The sequence below is a fragment of the Novosphingobium terrae genome (assembly GCF_017163935.1).
Taxonomy (GTDB): Bacteria; Pseudomonadota; Alphaproteobacteria; order Sphingomonadales; family Sphingomonadaceae; genus Novosphingobium; species Novosphingobium terrae.
The window spans coordinates 1876930-1896640 of the sequence record NZ_JABVZR010000001.1 but is presented as its reverse complement, the minus strand read 5'-3'; the positions used below and the strand labels follow the sequence as shown (position 1 = coordinate 1896640).

Here is a 19711-nt window from a genome sequence, read left to right as displayed (position 1 = left end):
AGACTGACGCCGAGATGGTAGGCGACCTGTTTGTTGGTAAGATAGGGCCGGGTTTCGCGGGCAAACTGCGCGCGCTCTTCGGCATTCCGGCTGTTCACAGCCGCATGTTTTCCGGGTGTTGTCATGGCCTGTTGTCCCTTGCAACCGGGCGACATGCTCGCGGTGGCAAGGGCTCAATTGAAACAGGGAATGCCTCTCCGGCAGGGTCGAAAACGGGGGGTAGCGTTTTCGACCCTCCCCCCTTCATGCAGATGGATGGCCGCCTTGGCATCTCGCAATTCCTGCTCGATCTGTCGGCGTTCACCGCGCGCCATGCAGGCAAAGAGTTCCACGCGCAGTTCCTCGATGTGCTGTTCAATCGACATGACCTTCGCTCCTGATGAGCGCAGGGCGCCGGATCATAGGCCCATCGCTGGCAGACATGCTTATCCCGACCTCTCGCATCAGGGGGCCAGAGAGCCCGGACCGGACAAGATGGTGGGGAACCGGTGGATGGCTTGTGGCCCATCCGTGGATAATCAGTGGATATCGCTGCCCGTTACCGGCCGCAACGGTTGCAATTCGCGGCACATGGCATCGAATTGCTCAAAGAAATGGGCTTCAATCCAGCCCACGCTCGATGAGAAAATCACAATGAGGCCGGGCAAATCGAGTTCCCGCGCCGCCGCCAGCCCATCCCTGAAAAGGGAGGGATCGCGCTGCCGGGCAGCGAACAGATCACCGTGCGCGCGCATGCTCTGGGAGAGCAGCCAGAAGATATGGATCAGACGCTCGGACGCCGAGAGCCCCGCCGTGCCGACCCTCTGCTCACGCTGGTCGATGGCCACACCCCATCGATTCAACCAGATCTCGTGGGCCATCCCCTGCATGGCATCTGACTAACGAATGCCGCGCGCGGGGATCAAGCCCGCCTCTGGCAGAAACCCACAGGCCAGCTGCAATTCGTGGCCCACCGCGAACAATATAAAGGGGTCTCCCGACATTTCCGACGTATGGGACGCCAACATGACTGCTCAAAAAACGTGGACATCATCCGGATGCCCCCTTGGCCGAATCGCCAATTTCAGGTGATCCTGAGGGCTCATGCACTGCCCGGTTTTCAAACGAGATAAGGGATAGTAGATGATGGCGATGTTAGAGACCATCCGGCGGCTGGTGGAGCGATTGTCTCCCTCACCAGTCTGCGCATCCTGTGTAGGGCGACACCTCAATCTGAACGTCGATGATGACCTGCACGCCAACCTCGGCGAGCTGGCGGTTGAGCGCGATTTTGCCAGTCAGCGGGCCCATTGCAGCCTGTGCGGCGAGCATGGCCCTGTGATCCTCAAGCAACGGCGCCAGCACGCCGCATAAGCCCGTATCGTTCCGGGCTCAGGGACGCACGCCAGCCGCATCCTGTGCCCGACTAGAGACGCCGCCCGGTCCTTTCAGGATCGGGCGGCGTCCATGTACGCCAGCAAGGATGCGCGGCGATCAGACCGTGACGGGAGCCGAGGCTACGGCTTCAGCGGCATCCTGTTTCGCCGGGGGCGCCTTGGGCGCAGCCTTCACCTTTGGTGCTGCCTTTGCCTTGGGCGCGGCTTTTGCCTTTGATGCTGGCGCTGCCTTGGGCTTGGGATCAGCTTTCGCCTTGGCGGGGGTCTTGCTTTCAACCGAAGATGTGGTCTCCGCCTCGGCCTTTGCCGTTACCTTGGGAGCCGTCTTCGCGCTCGCCTTGGGCGCGGACGTTGCCTTGGGTTTTGCCGCAGCCTTGGCCTTCACCGCAGTCTCGGAGGCCTTGGTTTCTGCAACCGGCGCAGCGGGTGCGGCTGGCGTAGTCACGGCTTTTGTGACCTTCGCGCCGGACTTTGCAACAGGCTTGGCAGCAACCGATTTCGCTTTGGGCGAGGCACCCTTCGCGCTGGTTGCCGTCGCTTTGGCGGGCGCGACAGCAACATCAGCGGCATCCGTGCGCTTGCGGCCAAGACCAAGCTTCTGGGCGATCTCTCGGCGCTGCGCGGCATAGTCAGCCGATACCATGGGGTAATCATGCTTGAGGCCATAACGCGCGCGATATTCATCCGGAGTCAGACCGTTCTGGGCAAGATGGCGCTTGAGCGTCTTGTACTTCTTGCCGTCGATCAGGCTGACAATGTGATCGGATTTCACCGAAGAGCGCACGGACACAGCCGGTTCATAGGTGGGGGCTTCAGCCTCGGGAGCGGGGCCCGCGCTGAGCGCCGTAACAGCGGCGTGCATGTCCTTGAGGAAGGCCGGAACATCTTGCGCGTCGGGCTTCACATTGGGATTGTTGAGCCAAGCGATGGTGATGTCACCGGCCAGTTCGATCAGGCTTGCGTCGATCTCGCCATTGTTATCGGACATGATATTTTCCTCATCTTGCGACGGCAGCAAGGCCTACGCCCGTTGCAGCGTTCAGTCAAATATTGACCAAGAAGAGGCGCTGCCAGCTCCGCGCAGGAACGGGAAGCGCCGCGTTCTCACTATCGGCAATAAATTGTAAAAATTCCCTCTATTGCTGTCCTCACAAGAGGATGCAAAAACACGCAGACCAGAATGACAAAGATCATTCGATTGACATAAAGGGAGTATCGGATGCCAAAGAGCAAAGACGCCGGGACGATAAGCAGCGCCACGCAGCATCGTGTGGTTCGCGGCATTTATGCCGGTCAGAGAGATTTCAAGATTGGTGCGCGGGGGGCTTCGCACCATGCATCCATGTCGATGGCCGTGAGCCAATCGACATGGATGCTTCATTACACGAACCTTCGGGGATAGCTGTCGCAGTCAATATTCGTGGCCCAGCTTCAAATCGCATCCCAAGGGAGACTGCCGCCCCCTTTGGGGATCTGCATTGAATGCCATGACGGAAATTTTGGGGAAACCGTGCCGGTTGACGCAATTCCCCTTGCGCCGCGCGACGACGAAGCCCTTGGATTTACTCTCTTCGCAGCAAAGAAGCGGGGACGGCGCATCACGCCGTCCCCTCAATTTTCTCTCAAATGGCCTGAGGCGAAAGTCGTCTTTAACGCGGCAAGGGGGAACTGGCAGACGTAAGCCACTTGGCGCCCCCGGCCATCGGAGTGGCGCCGCTCACGATTGCGACATCGATCGAAAAGTGATCGAGATTGCCAATAGGGATCGAGGCGTGAAAGATGTCTTTCGCCGCTTCGATCACCGCATTGTCTTCGCCTTGGTGCCGGTCAACATCGGCTTGATCCACCACGATAGCATAGAGGCCTGGTACGCTCCGGTCCTCATCCTCCAGCTCCGCAGGTGCGACAGTTGCGCCCACACTCACCAGACAACAGATGGCGGATGGCTTGGCTGCATTGCCGTCCGCCTCACTCGGCGTTCCGACGATCATCAGCGGCGGTACACCATAATCGGCGGAGTCCAGATAGGCAATGATCGCCTCAATATTGCCGAATTTCATGACAGTGGCACGGTCGATCAGCACACCATCATCGGCATCCACGGGGAACAGCCGGATCTCCCCAACCCCGGTAAAGACAGCGCGCTGCGCTCCCCATGAGGAGCATCCGGCGCACCAGCGAACATAGGACAGACTGTGCGCAACGCAGAAGTCTTCCAGAGGCTCGAACCGTCCCAGCGCCACCTCATGCGCCATAAGGGGCAGCGGCGATCCGCTGGAAAGTTGCTCGGCAAGGAAGGGTTCGCCTTCCCAATCGAGGGAGAGCCCCTCATCGATGATGAGGCCGATGAAGGTTGGCACATGGATGGCGGGCAGAATGCCGCCAATCGCGATGGAAGCGGAAACACGATCAACCATTGAAATTCTCCTGTTTAACTGGATACCGCGCCGGGCGGGGCCAAAGGGCACGCCCGGCGCGACGACATTGAAGAAGGAAAGGCGAAGGGATGGCGCCGCACCGGGCACCATCCCGGCGGGTCAGGCGGCCAGCGGAATGTCGTCCGCGTCGTCGCCCGTCTGGTGCGGCGCGCCCGGTTCGAGGTCGGTTTCGGGATCACTTTCGGGACCGGATTCGAGGTCGTCATCAGCCTCGCTTTCATCGGGATCAGTCTCATCATCCCCGGCCCCATCATCCCCGGCGAGCGCTCGCGCGACCTGCTCGGCACACTCGACGGTGCCCACCCCGCCCCGCCCGGTGTAGGCGGCGGGCGGGAAACTCATCCAGCGCGGCACCCAACCCACGCGCTTTTCGCGGCCATCGGCCCCGTCCAGATGGTTGCGGATGATGGCCTTCAAGACCTTAGTCTTTTCGCCAGCATTGGCCTTGGCGATGGTCGCCCCGGCCACCTCTTCCACCATAGCGAGCAGCACCTCGCGATCGCGCAGCGCCTCAAAAAAGGCCTCATCGGCCTGCCAGTAGGGGGCCATATCCATGTCGATCTGCTGACCAAGCATCTCGATGATGGAGCGGCCCGACACCAGCGTTTCGCCCATCACCACGGCCAGCACGGACAGCACCTGCGTGTCGTCCAGCTCGATGAGCCGGGCGAAGGCGACGGCAAGGCGGCTGTCCAAACCATAGCCGCCCACCGCGACGGTTGTATCCTTGGGACCGAAACCCATCAGAGCCAGCGCCGCGCGCCGCGCCTCGTCGAATTTGGCCTGTCCCCGGCTGTTCTTGACGCTCTCGCGGGTGTCATGGTTGCGCGCCGTCTGAGGTTCCAGCCTGACGATCCAGAGCGAGGAACCGGCAATGGCATGGGCGACCATCAACCGCAGGGTAAGACCGGGATGGCCGAGCAGCGCGGCGCGCAGGGCAGCATGGCGATGCAGATCGATATAGGTCTGCATCGTGCCGCTCACCTCGGAGCGAACCGGCTTTTGAGCGTGCTGGGCCGCTTCGCTCTTGGCCAGACGGCGCGCTTCCTTGGCGGTGACATAGCCTGCATGGAAGGCCACCTCGCCGCTGTGGCGCGCTTCAATATAGACGCGCCCGCCCTTGCGCTTGGGCGCGCGCACAAACTCCCAGCTACAGAATTGTTCGCCCCGCTGGAGGCTCACCACATCGCTCCAGCCCTCGTCGAGATAGGCGGCGCGGCGCTGCTCGATGGCCTTGCCCTGCGCCGTCCAGAATGCATCGCTGTCGGCAAAATAGCGATCCTCCCCGAAGAGGTCGGCAATGATGCCGGTCATGCCCTCGGTGTCGAAAATGGCATGTTTGACGGCAATCGACGCGCCGCCAAAGAGCCATCCCTTCAACTGATGGCCCGTGGGCACATAAGCGTCATCGTCGTCGATCAGCGCCAGCCATGCGCGCTGCTGGCTCTTGCTGGCCATGGTAAGATGCCGCACCGTGGAGGCATCAACCTCGCCCTTGCGATAGAGGTCGCGGATGCGCGGCATGAGATTGCCCAGCGCAAGAATGCGCTTCACGCCCAGATCGGGCAGGCCGAAGGTCAGCGCGATCTGTTCGACGCTGCGCCCTTCCTTGACCAGCCGGGTGAAGCATTCCCAGCGGGTCACCTCATCGGGATCGAGGCGCGCGCTGTTCTCGATCAGCGAGGCCTCGATGGCGTCCGCATCGTCTCCCGCCTCAAGGATGGCGCAGGGCATCGCCTCGATGTCCTGACCGGCTTCGCGCCGTTCCTCGGCCACCAGACCGGCGGCATGAAAGCGCCGTGCCCCGGCGATGATTTCGAAAGCGTCGCTCGTTTCATCATTCGCCGCGCTGATCGGGCGTACCAGAATGGGCACGATCACCCCGCGCTGGCGCACGGTCGGCAGAATATCGGAAACATCGGGCGCCTTTTTCGAATAGCGCATATTGGCTTTGCTGACAGAGAGCTTGCCAAGATCGATAAAGTCGAGTCTCATGGGATTACTCCAAGCGAGTACCGGTCCGCCCAGACCCTCCAGGAATGGCGGACCGGTTTAGATTGAGCGGGAAAACGCCCGCCCGCGTCAGGCCGCTGGCCTGCTTCCAATCAGGTCTGCGGCAAGGGTGTGTCCGTCCGGGTGGCGATGGGCCGGACGGCAAAGGCGGATCAGAGGCCGATCAGACGCAGGGCGATTTCCGCCTGCGAGATCGAACCGAGATTGCGGGCGGTCTGTGCCCAAAGCGACATCGGGTGGCTGCTGGTGAAATCGAGATCGCGCTCGATGCGCAGGCCGAAGGGCAAGCGAACCGATGCGATTTCGGTGAGGCTGAAATAGCCGGTTTCAGGACAGCCAAAGCCCAGATCGGCAAGGCCAAAGAGGGTGTCGCCATCCTCGTCGATTTCGCTGGCCAGCCATGTCGCGCTGCCACAGGGGTTGAAGAGTTTGAGGACGGGAACCGGATCGGGTTCGGGCCGATCATCGCGCTGGGCCGCCATGTGGCGGGCGGCATTGACCGCCAGCGCCACGCGGATTTTGTCGGGCAGGAGGATCATGCTGCGGCCCTCCATTCCTCGCGGGCCAGATGCGTGCCTGCCCCCTTGCCTGCGCCCGCATCTGCACCGGCCAGCCTGCCCGCCTTGGCTTCCTCATGCCGTGTCAGCAGCCAGTCGGCGGCCTTGCTGGCCTGACTGGCGGCGCGGAAGATCGCGCGATTGTCCTCGCGCAACACCTCCAGCCATGAGCCGAGGTAATCGGCATGGCGCACGCTCGGTACGATGCCCAACGCAGCACACAGGAAGGCAGAGCCCATCTCAGCATTGGGTCGGGAGGGTCGTGCCTCGATGAGGACACGCCTCTCCCGCCCACCGAACCGGACGTGATAGTTTCCCATCATCCGGCTCTCCGTGCTTGCATGTCGCCGCTGTCGAGCGGCTTGAGTTGCCCGGCGTGGAGCGCCTTGTGGCAAGGCAGGCAGAGGACGATGCGTTTGCGCCGCCGTGCCGCCGCGACCTGTTTCCAAAGCGGGGTATTCTTCATGTCCGCCAAGCGGTGGGCATGGTGAACCTCACACGGATGTTCGGTCGAGCCACAATATTCACACTGCTTTGCCCGAAGCCGATCCATCACGTCCGAGCGCCCCTTCGTGAAGTGAGGGGTTGCCCAGCGATCAACTTTCGGCCCGAGGTTCGGCAGCCGGTCGATATGCTTTAGATTGAAGACAGCAACCGACCGTTCCTTCCCGTCCACTTTGAAGCGGACGGCGAGTCCATCCCGTGTCTTGAGACGGTGGGCGACCTGATTGACCGATAGCCGCAGCTTGAACGCCAGCGTTTTCAGCAGGCTGGTTTCCCAGAGGAACCACAGCTTGCGAAGGCTGAACTTCGCAACGTAGGCCAACCGGTAATAGTTGGCGAGCCCGCGCATCTCGGCGTTGTATGCCAGCACGATCTCCAGCATCGAGCTGTCGACCAGATACCGGCGGTGCATCGCTTTCAGACGCCCGAGGTCACCATAGCCCTTGCGTTGATTGAACCGCACGAGCCGGTCGTGCGGAACGCGGAGGTGAATGCGATCAGCCGGATCGCGCGAACGCACGACCCGCCTTCCTAGCTTCGTCCGCCGAACCCTGCTCCCGGTCACGGTGATAACCGTGTAGCCGAGGAACGTGGTCCCCTTCGACGCTTTGCTCAACCTGCTCTTTTCCGGCGACGCTTCGAGGTGAAGGCAATGACGGAGATAATCCGTCACCTGCGCCATCACATCTCGGGCATCCGCCTTCGAGCCGATCACACCAATGATGAAGTCATCGGCATAACGGCAGAACAACAGCCGTTTGAAGTTCGGGTCGAGCCCGTTCTTCGACGGCATGGTGGAGCGTTCCGTCTCCATCTCCCGGATCTTGGCAAGGACCGCCTGCGCCTCGGCCTCACGGCCTTCGCTCAGCAGCTTCTCGACCCGGAGGCGACGTTTGTACATGCCGATGGTAAGGTTACGGTATCGCGGATTATCGGCCCTTCGTTTGCCCCGGTCGAACCGCGCTTTCATCCCTGCCAGGAACTGATCCAGTTCGTGCAGATAGATGTTGGCGAGGATCGGAGAGACGACGCCACCTTGCGGCGTGCCGCTGTAAGTGGCGTTGAAGGACCAGTCCTCCATGTAACCGGCCTTGAGCATCCCTTCGATCAGGCTGATGAACCGCTTGTCGTCGATCTTCCTGTTAAGCAGGTCGATCAGGATGCTGTGGTCGATATTGTCGAAGAAACCGACGACATCGACGTCCACCAGCCATTTCACGCCAGTCCAGGTGTCCTTGATATGCTCAAGGGCGGTGTGGCAGGATCGGCCTCGCCGGAAGCCATGCGAGTGCGGTGAGAACACCGGCTCGTATATGCGTTCCAGCAGCAGCTTCACCGCCGCCTGAACCAGCTTGTCGCTAGCCGTTGGGATGCCCAGTGGGCGTGTTTTCCCATTGGCCTTGGGGATTAAGACCCTACGCACGGGGGCGAAGCGGTAGCTGCCGTTTGTGATTTGCCCGATGATCCGTTCGACCCGCTCTAGGGAGAACCCGTCGAGCGTTTCGCCGGTGACGCCGGGCGTGAGCGCGCCTCGGTTGGAGGCGATCTCGGCATAGGCCTGCTCCCACAGGAGCGGGTCTGCCATCATACGCGACAAGCCATTGATCCGCTTGCCCTGTCTCGACAGGGTTGGGATCGATTCCAGTCGCCGTTGCAAGGTATCGGGTAGCATCAGCACGCCCACCCTGTTGGCTGACCAGTCTCGCAAGCACTGCCGCCCTTCACCCGACCAGTGAGGAGTCCCGCACCGGTTGCCCGGCAACTTTCATCCGTTGTCGTCCATCCGAGGATGGCTGTCCGGGGCATTACCCCCGGCATTTGGCTACTATGGCGGCTCTGTCGCCATGTGGGTCGCTGACGCTCCCATTTAGGCGATCCCGTGTTTACGCGAACAAGGAGATGCGATGCGGTTAGGCGCTCCGTTCGTCCCTTTGATCCCACCGATGGCGGGCAGGCCGTGCCGACTGGGCCGGGAGCGCTTGGTTGCCACACTCCCTTCATTGACCGGTTCTCATGCGCAAACCGGTTTCTGCACGGTGCGGCGTTGCAACCATCGCTACGCCGCCGTCGAGGATAAAACCCTGAGGACTGGAGTTCAGGCAGTGTAGCTTTCGCCGTACGCACCTTGCGATGACCCGCCCGACCTACGATGGTTTCGGCAGTTTGGGCCTTTTCCCGACATGCTATGGTCCCGTTTCCCTTTCGGGATTTCAGCCGGCTCATCACCGGCACCGGTAAGTCGGGGACGCATGGATTTTCCCAGCTATCCAGAAGACATGTCTTCACTCCTTTATTCGCGCCGACACGGCGCACGACCAGTTCCTCGCGGGCATAATCCTTGCTGCCAAAGGCGTTCGTGATCTGCCGCCCCAAGCGGCTGGGGTGGCCCGTGGCGTGGGTGAGTTCATGCAGCGCGGTGCGATACCAGTTGATGCTGTCGAAAAAGGCCAGCGGCGGGGGCACCTGCACATAATCGGCAGAGGGCACATAGAAGGCCTTATTCCCGCCGATGTGGAATTCCACGCCAGAGGCAGCGATCACCTCATCGCCAACCGGCGCGGTCCGCCCCATCGGCAAGGGTTCGGGATCGGCAGCAAGACCGGCGCGCAGCCCTTCGCATTGCGCAACATTGAAGACGGTGAAGCGTTTCAGGAAAGGAATGCTGCGCGCCTCACCGCCGCTCTGCTCGGCCCGTTGCTTCTCGGCCTCGGGGGTGAAGCGGTCGGCATAGACCACTGGCACGCCCGCCTCGCCCTTGCGGACATTGCCGCCCGCCTCAAGCGCCTGCTTGAAGGTGAGCCAGCATTGCGAGGGATAGCGATGCTCGATGACCGCGCCCCACAGCAGCAGCACATTGACCCCGGAATAGGCGCGGGAGGTCAGGGCATTGCGGGGCATACCCGGTGCCAGCCCGCCCGTCGATGTATCGGGTGCCGCCCATGGCTGAACCCATGGAAAGCGCCCTGCCTCAAGCTGGGCAATGATCTTGGCGGTCACCTCATCATAGAGGGCGGTGCGCGATTCCTGCGGACGCGACGATGCGTCCCCACGCCCACGGCGTGCAGCTTGCTTCACCATGGCGAAGGCTCCTTTTCGGTTGTGAAGGGAAAGGGTTACTTCGGGAAAATGGTGGGGGAGCCCCAAGGCGCCCCCTAGGTATCAGCCTGAAAGGTCAGGCCCAAAGATCAGGCAGGGCGATCAGTTCAGCTCGGTGCCTTCCGACTTCGCCTTTGCAGACCGGGCGGGCCTGCGCGGGCCGAACCCTTCGCGGTCCTGGCAGGCTTCAAGGGCCTCGGGCGACAGTTCCTCGGCGGGCAGGTCGACCACCTCACCATCGCGCCGACGCTGCGCCGTGCGCCGCACGATGTTCCAGACGTTATCGCGCTGCCGCGAACGGAACATGCGGATGGGAACGAAGCCGGATTGCGCGGTATCGATGTACCCCCCGAAATAGACCTCACCCGTTTCCTGCGCCGCCCGCTCCCAGATCGATCCCAGGCGGACATCACGCCCGCGCGGACTCTTGGTCATGAGGTTGAAGAGAGGCGCACGCGGATTGTCCGACACGACCTTTTGAAGAAAAACACCATCGAAATCGAAACCGGCTTCGGCAATATAGCCACTGACGCCGCCATTTTCGCTACGGATCATTTCACCGATATTCATGAACCTTACTCCATCCTGTTGTTCATCCTTGCTGCCAGAGGTTTTTTATTTCCCCTCTGACAGTTACACTTATACAGGACTTCGCTATTTCAGAATATCTCATTGTTTTCTTGACAGAAAACCCATCGGACCTGGTGAGTCCGAGCATCTTTACGGGGCCGCGACCAGCGGCCTAGCAGACACAAAACGCATGGGCCGCGCCCAGTCGCGGCCCATTCCTTTTCTGCCAGGGATCGGTCGCAGACCGAGCCTTCCGATCCATCGTTCCCGGAGCCGTCCTCGCAGGGTCCCCAGGGCCGTGCGGACTGTCTTGGTGGCAACAGGCACGGGAGGGGGGATTTAGCGCAGCTTGGCGAAAGGGGGCCGGCGCTGCTCTTCAGAGCAGACAAACGCCGCCGGCCCCCTTTCGCCTAGCGGAGCTTCCCCCCGACGCAACTCGTTGCCACCGAACATCCGTATGGCACGCCAGGGACACTGGGAGACGGCGCAGGGGACGCATGGGTCGGCTGGCGAACGATCCCCCATCGCGCGGCTTACCCGCGCGATTCCATCAGCGAAGCGGCAGGCCTCGCCACGCCCCCTGCCCTCAACACCCCACGCCGACACCTCCCCGCCTCGGACCAGCGATCGTGACCCGGGAGGGCCGGGACGCCCTGGCGGCCCGGTGCCTCCGACACCGCAAGCGGTGGCGAAGGCATAGAGCGCGGTCGCGCCCTGCCGGGCGCGAGGGCCCGATCCCTGGCGACCAGCCAGCCTCCGAACCCGTGAAACCCAATCGCTATCGGCGTGCGCATCGCCAGGCACTTCAGCGCAACGAACCGCCCCAATGATCGGGGAAAAAACACAGCCCCGTGATGACAGGCAAAGCTGGCTTCCCTTAAACCAATGTCGAGCTGCCCGAGATGAAAGAGGAACGACGTGTCGATCTATTTGCATGGCCTCGCAGTGAAGAACTTCCGCGGCATCGACAATGAGTGGCAGGAGGTGATGGGCCTCGCGCAGTTCAATTTCTTCATCGGGCCCAACAATGCCGGGAAATCGACCTTCCTAGATCTGGTCCACCGCTATTTTCCTGTTCCCCATGGCACTGGCGGGAGGAACCTGAACACGATCTTCGATCGCCACCGCGGCCCCAGATCGGGTGATTTCGCAATCCGTATCGCCACGCCGACAGCCATCGTCAAACGAGACATAAAATTGCGGCACCTCTATAGCGAGGATATCACCCCTCAGATCGATGCCGTTATTGACCGCATGGCGATCGACGGCCATCTCCTGCAAGAGAGTGTTGCTCCCTTTCGCGACGAACTCAAACTGATTGGCTCGTTCACCGCTAGTGATGTGTCAGCTGTTATACCCTATCAAGATCTGCTTCAGACATGGATGACCCTGACCGGCAACTACGGGGGCGGCGCAGGATCGGTTACCTGGGCTCGCGAAATATATGAGGCGATCGTCAACACGATCGACACGGATCTCCCAAAAATCCGACTGATCCCAGCATTCCGGCGGAAAATGCCGGGCCAGGATAGCGGCGATGTCTCGGGCACCGGGCTGATTGACGACCTGGCCAAGCTGCAGAACCCATCGGTGGACGAACGCCAGGGCACCGTGATCTTCGACAAGATCAATGCCTTTGTGCGCCAGGTGACCCACCGGCCCGACGCACGCATCGAGATCCCCTACGCCCGCGACCATATTCTGGTTCATATGGACGGACGCATCCTCCCGCTCGAAAGCCTGGGCACGGGCATCCAGCAGGTGATCATGCTGGCGGCCTATTGCACCGTCCATGATGAATGCATCATCTGCCTTGAGGAGCCCGAGCTGCACCTCCACCCGCTGCTCCAGCGCAGGCTGATCGAGTATCTCGCGGACAACACCAACAACCAGTATCTCATCGCCACCCATTCCGCCGCATTTCTCGACCATAAGGATGCGGCAATCTTCAGGGTCTGGCAGGAGGATGATGCCACGCGCATCCGCCGTGCGGTCTCGCGCCAGCAGCGCTTCGAGATCTGCGCCGATCTGGGATATCGCGCCGCCGATATTCTGCAGGCCAATGCGGTGATCTGGGTCGAGGGACCTTCGGACCGGATCTATCTCAAGCACTGGCTGGCGCAGGTGGCGCCCGAGCTGGAGGAGGCATTGCACTACTCGATCATGTTCTATGGCGGGCGCCTGCTCAGCCACCTGTCCGCAGGCGAGGAGATCGCCGATTTCATCAAGCTGCGCGACCTTAACCGCAATCTGGCGATCCTCATCGACAGCGACAGGAAGAGCGCTCGGGCTCCGATCAACGAGACGAAGCAGCGCCTGATCGAAGAAATCGGCGAAACCGGTGTAGCCTGGCTCACGAAGGGACGCGAGATCGAGAACTACATCCCGCATGACCTGCTGCAGGATGCCGTGCGCCAGTCGGTGAGCAAATATGACCGCCCGGCAGACGGCGGCATGTACGACCATGCACTCCACTACTACAGCAAGCGCGCCCATGCCGGTACGACCCAGGAAGCAGAGACCCGGATTGACAAGGTCAAGGTTGCCCGGCTTGTGTGCAAGGAGCCGGCAGACCTGACGATGCTGGATCTGCGGCAAAGGATCACGCAGCTGGCCACCTTCATCAAACAAGCCAACGGCCTCAATGGCGTGGAGTTGCCTGCCTGATCCGGTCAGCGAACCAGAAGGCAGGACGCCTGACTGCCCCGCTGCGCAGGATAATAAGACGCCGCTATGCCTCGCCCATCATCATCGCAAACGCACGAACCGTTGCAGTCATTGCACTTGAGACAGGCATACCATGGTGCGAAAGGAGCCTCGCCTTTCAGGCATCCTCTCCCAAACTTCTGAATGGGCCAGTCTCGCGACTGGCCTTTTTTTCGGGCCCCATCGTGGCGCCAGGCCGTGAGCCCCGCACAGGCCTTAGCGATAGGCAGCACATCCTGGGCATCACAACGCACCAGCCATCATCGATAGAACGCCCGACATTGCGGCGAGCAACATCAGGCGTTCGAACGTGAAGCGGCCGTCAGGTCTCCCGCTGCAAAACCGGGCGGTGAAGGCGATCGCCCCTATTGTGCGGGCTTATCGACCCAGTGCGTCTGCGGGTCGGGAAAAACATCCGTGACGTCGCCGGGATAGGGCGTGGCCGAGCCATAGACAGGATTGGGGAGCAGGAACCAGCCCCTGCCCCACAGAGCAATCTTGTCCACCATCGCACGCTTCGGCTGCATCTTCGGCCCGGAAAAGCGATCGCTGAAATCGCCGAGCTGATCGCCAACCATGGCGATCACACAGTAGCGTTCTGCGACATGGGCGCGCCGCCCGTCCTTGAGGGTGCCGGTGTCACCATGTTCCTTCCCCAGGAAAAGGTTCTGATCCTTCCCCTCGTGCACGAAAGATCCAAGCTTGGCGTTGGCCAGGGCCTCGACCGTAAACTGGCTCAGATCCTTATGGGACGTCGGATCGGTCGGCGATGTCGCATCCCGGTTGGAGATCACGATGATCTTCACCCCCTTGGCGCGCAGCGTGGCAAGGGCCTCAACTGCCCCGGGCACAGCCGCGACAGCTTGCGTGCCTTCGCTTTCCCAGCGCTCCCAGCGGGCAGTGGTGTAGCCCTGATCGTTGACTGTGGCGGCATACTCCGCGCCGATGTTGAGCAGAAGCGTCTCATCGGCATCGAAAACCACCGCCGCCTTCATGCCCGGCCGACACGGTGTAAACGACCGGTGCTCAACCGTACATACAACATCGCCGCTGCACGGAGCGCCTGGTTTGTCGGCCTCTTTTGCAAGCACCACCGAATGCAACGGCTTGTGCAACCGGGCTCCCTTGAGTTCCGAGAGAACATAGGTGGTCAGGCTGGCATAGGACGCCCGGCTGATCGCCGCAGATTCTCCCGACCCATAGAGATATTGCGCCCCTTGCCAGGCGGTTCGCGCCTGATCGAGCTGAGTATAGGGCAATAGCTCGGGATCGGCTGAGGCCGGCGAGGAAACGACAAGACCAATGGCGCAGGCAAGTGCCGTCGTCAGCAGGTTTCGCATGGATGGATATCCCCAATGCCCTGGAGCGGGCGGCAAGAGAGGATCATCATCAGGATCCGAATGCAAGTCGATGAGGCGATAGGGATGCGGCCGCCTGCCAACTTCGCCCTTTTCCGCACTCCCTGTTACCAACATACATCCACTTGAGCGCTCATCGCGCACTCACAGTTGTTATGAAATCGATAGTCATGATCTTGCCTCATCTACTTCATGCCGCGCAGCAACCGCCGATAACCACCGCAGGCCATGGTTCGGGCATCCGTGACCAGCCGACGAACCCGCGAGCGAAGCGAATCAGAGGCCCCCGTCCATTCGGCTGTGATCCGCTCCTCTCCGAATAGAACGCCCGCGATCTCGCGCTGGCTAGCCCCGTCTTCGAGGGCGTCATGGACCCGCAGCATATCCAGCCCGCGATCCATGCGAGGATCAATCGGAAACATCGTGGTCGGAAACCGCCGCATTCGGCACAGGGCAAGAAATCGCCGAAGCGTAGGGACCAACCCTTCAGCGGTCGCTATTCCGTCCAGCCGATAGTGAAAGCGCACCAGATCACGCCCCAAAAGGCTCCCTTCAACGACATCCAGCCTGATATGATGCCAGCCGTCGGAGAGGAGGACATGCTCTGTTCCCCCGATATCGGTCGCAATCGTCAACCAGGGCGCCAGATCACGCAGCGCGATCGTGTCCGCGTCGGGAACACCACTGTCCTGCACGCCCACCGCAACAGGCAGGATGGCCGGATCGAGGTCAGCACTCCAAATCACCCTGGCCAGAGGGGCCGGGTGATCGGGATCTTCGGCGAAAGTGCAGCCCCCAGCACGCCGGCGTGCCGCTGGCCCGGGTCGCGGCGCTGGCGCCGGCATACCAGGCAATATAGTCGCGGTCGCGCCGCAGCCACTCCCACATCAGCCCGGCCCGATCGAGGCCGCGCAGGCCGCGATAGAAGCTGTCGTCGCGCCAGCTTTCCCGAGGCGAGCGGCCCGCGATTTCCTTCATGCGGAAATCCTGCGGGACATACCTAATTTGGTACCGGAGCGGACAGATCGCCCCAAACCGACAAGAACTCCTCATTCACACAAAGCAGCAATGTATGTAAATTATTACAAGCCAACGCCGGGAAAAGTGATATGACACTTTTGCGACACTCACTATTCTGGATTGGCTTGAGAACCCGATCCTGGATCTTCATACGAGGAAAGGGCAACCTCGGGAGTCCGGCGGCTTGAAACACCGCCCGGGGTTGAAGACGTGCCTTATGGGCATCGAAAGGATCGTAACGCAATTCAAGCGCGTCGTTGAAACCAGTCGAACAGCAGCAGATCTCATCAATGCGACAGCAGATGTGACCCAGTGGCTGGGCTTTCGCTTTTTCGCGATTACCCACCACGTCGATCTTGCAGCGTCGCCGAACCCGATCTGCCTCACCAACTATCCGTCCCCCTGGGTCAATTATTACCAACGTAACGCCTATGGGCTCGTCGACCCGGTTCATCGGGCAAGCCATATGACGCCCGCCGGCTTCTGGTGGTCCAATATGGCGGAGCTGATCCGCCTCAATGACCGTGATGACACCATCATGCGATTGGGACGCATCCAGGGCATCGGCGAGGGCTTCACGATCCCGACCAACCTCGCGGGCGGACTGCACTGCTCCTGCACCTTTTCGGCAGAGAGCGGCTTCATGATCGATTCTGTCAAACAGGGTCTGGCGCAGCTTGCCGGACTTATGATCTTTGCCGCTGCGCACCGGCTGTGGCCAGGGAGAAACGCGATGCCCGCTGAACTGCGCCCCAAATTGACCCCGCAACAGCTGGCCTGTGTGCAACTGGTCGCACGCGGGCTGAATGATCGCCAGATCGGTGAGATTCTCGGTCTCGCCGAAGAAACCGTGGCAAGCCATATCAAAAATGCCTGCGAGCGTTACGGGGTGAAGAAGCGCACATCTCTTGTGGCCTTCGCGCTGTTGGACGGCGCTATCATGGTGTCCAAATTGTAAACCATAAGCCATCACCCTTTTCCGGGATACCCTAGCGGAACCATCTCACCGACACTTGCGCCCCTCAGCATGAGGAGCCAAGTCCATGTTTCAACGCCATCAATCGAAGCTCGAAGGCATCCGGGAAGAGGTGTTGCGCTCGATGTTCGCCGCGCGCAAAGCCGTCTTTGTCGATCTGCTCAAATGGGACGTGCCGGTGCTGGCCGAGCGCTATGAGATCGACCAGTTCGACAATCCGGATGCCGACTACATCATCATGAGTGAGGCCGATGGAAACCATCTTGGTTCAGCTCGCCTGCTCAAGACCACGGGCCCGCATATCCTCGGCGACCTCTACCCGCAGCTTTGCGAAGAGGCGCCGCCATGTGGGCCCGATATCCTGGAGATCACCCGCTTCTGTCTCGATCGGCGGCTCAATGCCACCGAGCGCAGGCAGGTCCGGGACAATCTGGTGTGCGGGCTCGCAAATTATGCGCTGGAACACGGGATCCGATCCTATGTCGCGATCGCCGAGCGGGCCTGGGGGCACAAGATCCTGAACTTCGGGTGGGATTGCAAACCGCTCGGACCGCCCAGCCTTGCCGACACGGCCGGCCTGATGGCGTTGCGCATCGAGATCACCGCGCGCACGCCCGGCCTGCTGGCGGCAAACGGCATCGTCTCCTCCGCCCTGCCGGGCGAGAACTTTCTTGCCGCCTGAAGGAGAGCAACATGATCAAAACCGTCGCCCTCGAACAGGCTATCGCCCAATATGCCGCCGCTCTACAAAGCCAGGGCTATTGCGTCATCAAGAATGCCGTCGCCGCCGGGCTCATTCACCAGCTCGAACGCGATCTTGAAGAGGATTTCCGGGAAACGCCCTTCAGCCAGGGGGGCTTCTATGGTTCGACGACCAAACGCTTCGGCCGCCTGCTGATCCGCTCCAGTCTTGCCAAAAGTCTGGTCCAGCATCTGACGGTGCTGGGCGTGGTCGAAAAGCTGCTGCTGCCCTGGTGCGACCGCATCCAGCTCAACACCACACAGGCCATCGAAATCCATCCCGGCGCGCCGGCCCAGATGCCGCATCGCGACCAGGATATGTGGCGCGGTCCCGTTGGCGAGGTCGAATATCTGGTCAATGTGATGTGGCCGATCACAACCTTCACCAAGGAAAACGGCGCCACGCGGGTCTGGCCCAGTTCTCACGGCGCCAGGGCGCTCGATCAGGATCCGGCGAGCAAACCCGTGGCCGTGGAGATGAAACCGGGTTCGGCACTGCTCTTCCTGGGCTCGGCGCTCCACGGGGCCGGCCCGAACCTCACCGACGAAGTCCGACGCGGCATCGTCATCGGCTACAGCCTCGGCTGGCTCAAACCCTATGAAAACCAATGGCTCGCTTACCCGCCAGAGGTCGCCAAAACCTTCTCGCCGGAGCTGGCCGCGCTTGTCGGCTATCGCCAGCACCGCCCGAACCTCGGCAACTTCGAAGGGCAGTGCCCCTCCGTGCTGCTGGGTTCCCATGTCCGGAAACGACTGGGGGCCATCGACGCCCTGCGGCCCGATCAGGAGCGGCTGATCGAGGCCTATAACAGGGAGCGCGGCCCGGATGCCGCGGCGGAGGAGCTATGAGCGCCGGAACCACAACAGATCGCGTCCTTGCCGCCTTGCGCCAATTGCTGCGCGGCGAAGACATGCGTCCGGGGGATCGCCTCGATCCAGCACTCCTTGCCGAAAGGCTCTCGGCCAGTGCCACACCGGTGCGCGAAGCGCTGCACCTGCTGACCGGCGAAGGGATGGTGGAGGCACGTTCCAGCGGCGGGTTCAACCTGCCCTTCCTTGAAGAACGGAGCCTCCAGCATCGCTATGACTGGTCAGCCCAGCTTCTTACCCTCGCCGTGAGGTACTGGCCGCGCCACCCTCGGGAGATCGATGGTATCCAGCTCGCCTATCATGGCGTGGACATTGCGACCCGCACCGGTGACCTCTTCGCACGGATCGGACGCCGCTCCACCAATCCGGAGCATGGAAGGGCTATCGTGCAGCTCAACGCCAAGCTGCACAGGGTTCGTCTGGCCGAGAGTCATGTCATTGAAGATGGCGATAAGGAGCTGGTCGATCTCCTCGCCCGGATCGCAGATCTCGACCACGGCGCCATTCAACGCAACATCGCACAGTATCACCGCCGCCGGCGTCACGCCGTGGCAAACATCCTTGTCGCGCTCTATCAAGTACCGTGACTTTTCAAGAAGGTGGCTGCCAAAAATTATAAAATCGATATAGAATCCGTATAAATTTTCTATTGCTATACCATCGCCTTACACTCCGTCCGGTCGCAAATCCCTGCGACCATTTGAAGAGGAGTGTATCATGACTCATCATGACGAACTGATCGACCTCGGCACCGCCAGCTCGGAAACCCAGGGCGGCGCCATTCCCGTTGGTGACGAACTGCTCGGCCGCGACGAGCCTGGCCTGTCCGACGACTGACCAAGCCAGTCCCCCGAAAGTGGCGCGCAGTCTCAGACTGCGCGCCATTTCTTTTGATTGGACCACGACCATCCTGGCACCAAGCCCTCGGGCCAGAATTAGAGATACCATAAATAATCGAATTATATCAATCAAGCAAAGATCTGAAATTATAAAATCAATATATATTACGTATAAATTTCTCAATCATGCTACCCTCAACTATTCTTCTCAAGCCGCAAATTCCTGCGGCATTTGTTGAGGAGTGAATGATGGAAAAGACGATCACTCAGGACCAGCTGGTCGATCTCGGCCGTGCCTCTTCCGAAACCCTGGGCGGTGATCTTGTCGGCACCGACGAGAACTTCGGCAGAATGGCGACCGGCCTTTCCGACGACTGATTGCGTCGCGAACCGAACGGTGGCGTGCGACTTTCTGGTGGCACGCCACCAATGCCCATCCAGGTGCATCACGCACGAGCACTAGGAATACATCATGGACAACGACACCAACACCGGGTTGATCGAGATCGGCTGTGCCAGCACCGACACTTTCGGCGCACTTCCGCCGGCGGGCGAAGAGATCCTGGGCCGGGATCCCGATGGACTGTCAGACGACTGATCCAATGGCGTGCCGCTTCCCCCGGCACGCCATTCCTTCAAGGCAACCA

20 protein-coding genes and 2 pseudogenes are annotated in these 19711 nt (G+C 61.1%); 9 read left to right on the top strand and 13 right to left on the bottom strand.

The annotated features are described in order from the left end of the window. Window positions 1–14 precede the first annotated feature (14 nt). Window positions 15–380, top strand: coding sequence for a hypothetical protein (locus tag HGK27_RS08645; RefSeq protein WP_206243376.1), 366 nt, complete (start codon window positions 15–17; stop codon window positions 378–380). Window positions 381–518: 138 nt separating this feature from the next. Here HGK27_RS08645 and HGK27_RS08640 read toward each other — a convergent pair whose 3' ends face one another. From HGK27_RS08640 to HGK27_RS08595, 10 genes and pseudogenes are all read right to left on the bottom strand, one after another. Then, window positions 519–860, bottom strand: coding sequence for a hypothetical protein (locus tag HGK27_RS08640; RefSeq protein WP_206240162.1), 342 nt, complete (start codon window positions 858–860; stop codon window positions 519–521). 313 nt (window positions 861–1173) lie between these two features. Then, on the bottom strand, window positions 1174–1311 hold the full coding sequence (locus tag HGK27_RS08635; RefSeq protein WP_206240161.1) for a hypothetical protein: 138 nt from the start codon (window positions 1309–1311) through the stop codon (window positions 1174–1176). 162 nt (window positions 1312–1473) lie between these two features. Continuing rightward, the gene (locus tag HGK27_RS08630; RefSeq protein ID WP_206240160.1) at window positions 1474–2364 is read right to left on the bottom strand and encodes a MucR family transcriptional regulator; all 891 of its coding nucleotides are present in this window, start codon (window positions 2362–2364) and stop codon (window positions 1474–1476) included. Window positions 2365–3025: 661 nt separating this feature from the next. Further along, the gene (locus tag HGK27_RS08625) at window positions 3026–3793 is read right to left on the bottom strand and encodes a hypothetical protein (protein ID WP_206240159.1); all 768 of its coding nucleotides are present in this window, start codon (window positions 3791–3793) and stop codon (window positions 3026–3028) included. 120 nt (window positions 3794–3913) lie between these two features. Beyond that, complete coding sequence (locus HGK27_RS08620; protein ID WP_206240158.1) at window positions 3914–5809, bottom strand: ParB/RepB/Spo0J family partition protein; 1896 nt, start codon at window positions 5807–5809, stop codon at window positions 3914–3916. 170 nt (window positions 5810–5979) lie between these two features. Then, window positions 5980–6366, bottom strand: a complete 387-nt coding sequence (locus tag HGK27_RS08615) for a DUF2958 domain-containing protein (RefSeq protein ID WP_206240157.1) — start codon at window positions 6364–6366, stop codon at window positions 5980–5982. Then, window positions 6363–6629, bottom strand: a pseudogene (locus tag HGK27_RS08610) (zincin-like metallopeptidase domain-containing protein); the annotation flags it as partial. The gene HGK27_RS08615 and the pseudogene HGK27_RS08610, both read right to left, overlap by 4 nt. A 74-nt stretch (window positions 6630–6703) precedes the next feature. Further along, on the bottom strand, window positions 6704–8560 hold the full coding sequence (locus tag HGK27_RS08605) for a reverse transcriptase domain-containing protein (protein WP_206242959.1): 1857 nt from the start codon (window positions 8558–8560) through the stop codon (window positions 6704–6706). Between the two features lie 641 nt (window positions 8561–9201). Next, window positions 9202–9966, bottom strand: a pseudogene (locus HGK27_RS31010) (ArdC family protein); the annotation flags it as partial. A gap of 120 nt (window positions 9967–10086) precedes the next feature. After that, complete coding sequence (locus tag HGK27_RS08595; RefSeq protein ID WP_206240155.1) at window positions 10087–10554, bottom strand: DUF736 family protein; 468 nt, start codon at window positions 10552–10554, stop codon at window positions 10087–10089. A 987-nt stretch (window positions 10555–11541) separates the two neighbouring features. On the opposite strand from HGK27_RS08595, the gene HGK27_RS08590 reads away from it, so the two are divergent. Beyond that, entirely contained in the window at window positions 11542–13221 is a 1680-nt protein-coding gene (locus tag HGK27_RS08590; protein ID WP_206240154.1) for an AAA family ATPase, read from the top strand. Between the two features lie 404 nt (window positions 13222–13625). Here HGK27_RS08590 and HGK27_RS08585 read toward each other — a convergent pair whose 3' ends face one another. The 3 genes from HGK27_RS08585 to HGK27_RS08575 form a co-directional block, all read right to left on the bottom strand. Then, window positions 13626–14600, bottom strand: coding sequence for an HAD family acid phosphatase (locus HGK27_RS08585; RefSeq protein WP_206240153.1), 975 nt, complete (start codon window positions 14598–14600; stop codon window positions 13626–13628). 203 nt (window positions 14601–14803) lie between these two features. Beyond that, entirely contained in the window at window positions 14804–15364 is a 561-nt protein-coding gene (locus HGK27_RS08580) for a DUF2285 domain-containing protein (RefSeq protein WP_206240152.1), read from the bottom strand. Then, window positions 15348–15596, bottom strand: a complete 249-nt coding sequence (locus tag HGK27_RS08575; protein WP_206240151.1) for a transcriptional regulator domain-containing protein — start codon at window positions 15594–15596, stop codon at window positions 15348–15350. Before HGK27_RS08575 ends, HGK27_RS08580 begins: the two co-directional genes overlap by 17 nt. A gap of 259 nt (window positions 15597–15855) precedes the next feature. On the opposite strand from HGK27_RS08575, the gene HGK27_RS08570 reads away from it, so the two are divergent. The 7 genes from HGK27_RS08570 (at window position 15856) to HGK27_RS31280 (ending at window position 19662) form a co-directional block, all read left to right on the top strand. Then, window positions 15856–16596: a helix-turn-helix transcriptional regulator gene (locus HGK27_RS08570; RefSeq protein ID WP_206240150.1), complete on the top strand. Its 741-nt coding sequence runs from the start codon at window positions 15856–15858 to the stop codon at window positions 16594–16596. Between the two features lie 85 nt (window positions 16597–16681). Further along, on the top strand, window positions 16682–17296 hold the full coding sequence (locus tag HGK27_RS08565) for an acyl-homoserine-lactone synthase (RefSeq protein WP_206240149.1): 615 nt from the start codon (window positions 16682–16684) through the stop codon (window positions 17294–17296). A gap of 11 nt (window positions 17297–17307) precedes the next feature. Beyond that, entirely contained in the window at window positions 17308–18204 is an 897-nt protein-coding gene (locus HGK27_RS08560) for a phytanoyl-CoA dioxygenase family protein (RefSeq protein ID WP_206240148.1), read from the top strand. Then, a complete protein-coding gene (locus HGK27_RS08555; protein ID WP_206240147.1) occupies window positions 18201–18812 on the top strand; it encodes a GntR family transcriptional regulator in 612 nt (203 codons plus the stop codon). The genes HGK27_RS08560 and HGK27_RS08555 overlap by 4 nt, the downstream gene beginning before the upstream one ends. A 130-nt stretch (window positions 18813–18942) precedes the next feature. Then, entirely contained in the window at window positions 18943–19062 is a 120-nt protein-coding gene (locus tag HGK27_RS08550; protein ID WP_206240146.1) for a benenodin family lasso peptide, read from the top strand. Between the two features lie 248 nt (window positions 19063–19310). Next, window positions 19311–19442 (top strand): benenodin family lasso peptide, encoded by a 132-nt coding sequence (locus tag HGK27_RS08545; protein ID WP_241126951.1) that lies wholly within the window; start codon window positions 19311–19313, stop codon window positions 19440–19442. Window positions 19443–19536: 94 nt separating this feature from the next. After that, window positions 19537–19662: a hypothetical protein gene (locus HGK27_RS31280; RefSeq protein ID WP_274617159.1), complete on the top strand. Its 126-nt coding sequence runs from the start codon at window positions 19537–19539 to the stop codon at window positions 19660–19662. Window positions 19663–19711 lie beyond the last annotated feature (49 nt).

Coding starts and splice junctions, on each gene's coding strand:
- HGK27_RS08645 (WP_206243376.1), top strand. CDS start 15: ATGGTAGGCGACCTGTTTGTTGGTAAGATAGGGCCGGGTTTCGCGGGC.
- HGK27_RS08640 (WP_206240162.1), bottom strand. CDS start 860: ATGGCCCACGAGATCTGGTTGAATCGATGGGGTGTGGCCATCGACCAG.
- HGK27_RS08635 (WP_206240161.1), bottom strand. CDS start 1,311: ATGCTCGCCGCACAGGCTGCAATGGGCCCGCTGACTGGCAAAATCGCG.
- HGK27_RS08630 (WP_206240160.1), bottom strand. CDS start 2,364: ATGTCCGATAACAATGGCGAGATCGACGCAAGCCTGATCGAACTGGCC.
- HGK27_RS08625 (WP_206240159.1), bottom strand. CDS start 3,793: ATGGTTGATCGTGTTTCCGCTTCCATCGCGATTGGCGGCATTCTGCCC.
- HGK27_RS08620 (WP_206240158.1), bottom strand. CDS start 5,809: ATGAGACTCGACTTTATCGATCTTGGCAAGCTCTCTGTCAGCAAAGCC.
- HGK27_RS08615 (WP_206240157.1), bottom strand. CDS start 6,366: ATGATCCTCCTGCCCGACAAAATCCGCGTGGCGCTGGCGGTCAATGCC.
- HGK27_RS08605 (WP_206242959.1), bottom strand. CDS start 8,560: ATGCTACCCGATACCTTGCAACGGCGACTGGAATCGATCCCAACCCTG.
- HGK27_RS08595 (WP_206240155.1), bottom strand. CDS start 10,554: ATGAATATCGGTGAAATGATCCGTAGCGAAAATGGCGGCGTCAGTGGC.
- HGK27_RS08590 (WP_206240154.1), top strand. CDS start 11,542: ATGGGCCTCGCGCAGTTCAATTTCTTCATCGGGCCCAACAATGCCGGG.
- HGK27_RS08585 (WP_206240153.1), bottom strand. CDS start 14,600: ATGCGAAACCTGCTGACGACGGCACTTGCCTGCGCCATTGGTCTTGTC.
- HGK27_RS08575 (WP_206240151.1), bottom strand. CDS start 15,596: ATGAAGGAAATCGCGGGCCGCTCGCCTCGGGAAAGCTGGCGCGACGAC.
- HGK27_RS08570 (WP_206240150.1), top strand. CDS start 15,856: ATGGGCATCGAAAGGATCGTAACGCAATTCAAGCGCGTCGTTGAAACC.
- HGK27_RS08565 (WP_206240149.1), top strand. CDS start 16,682: ATGTTTCAACGCCATCAATCGAAGCTCGAAGGCATCCGGGAAGAGGTG.
- HGK27_RS08560 (WP_206240148.1), top strand. CDS start 17,308: ATGATCAAAACCGTCGCCCTCGAACAGGCTATCGCCCAATATGCCGCC.
- HGK27_RS08555 (WP_206240147.1), top strand. CDS start 18,201: ATGAGCGCCGGAACCACAACAGATCGCGTCCTTGCCGCCTTGCGCCAA.
- HGK27_RS08550 (WP_206240146.1), top strand. CDS start 18,943: ATGACTCATCATGACGAACTGATCGACCTCGGCACCGCCAGCTCGGAA.
- HGK27_RS08545 (WP_241126951.1), top strand. CDS start 19,311: ATGATGGAAAAGACGATCACTCAGGACCAGCTGGTCGATCTCGGCCGT.
- HGK27_RS31280 (WP_274617159.1), top strand. CDS start 19,537: ATGGACAACGACACCAACACCGGGTTGATCGAGATCGGCTGTGCCAGC.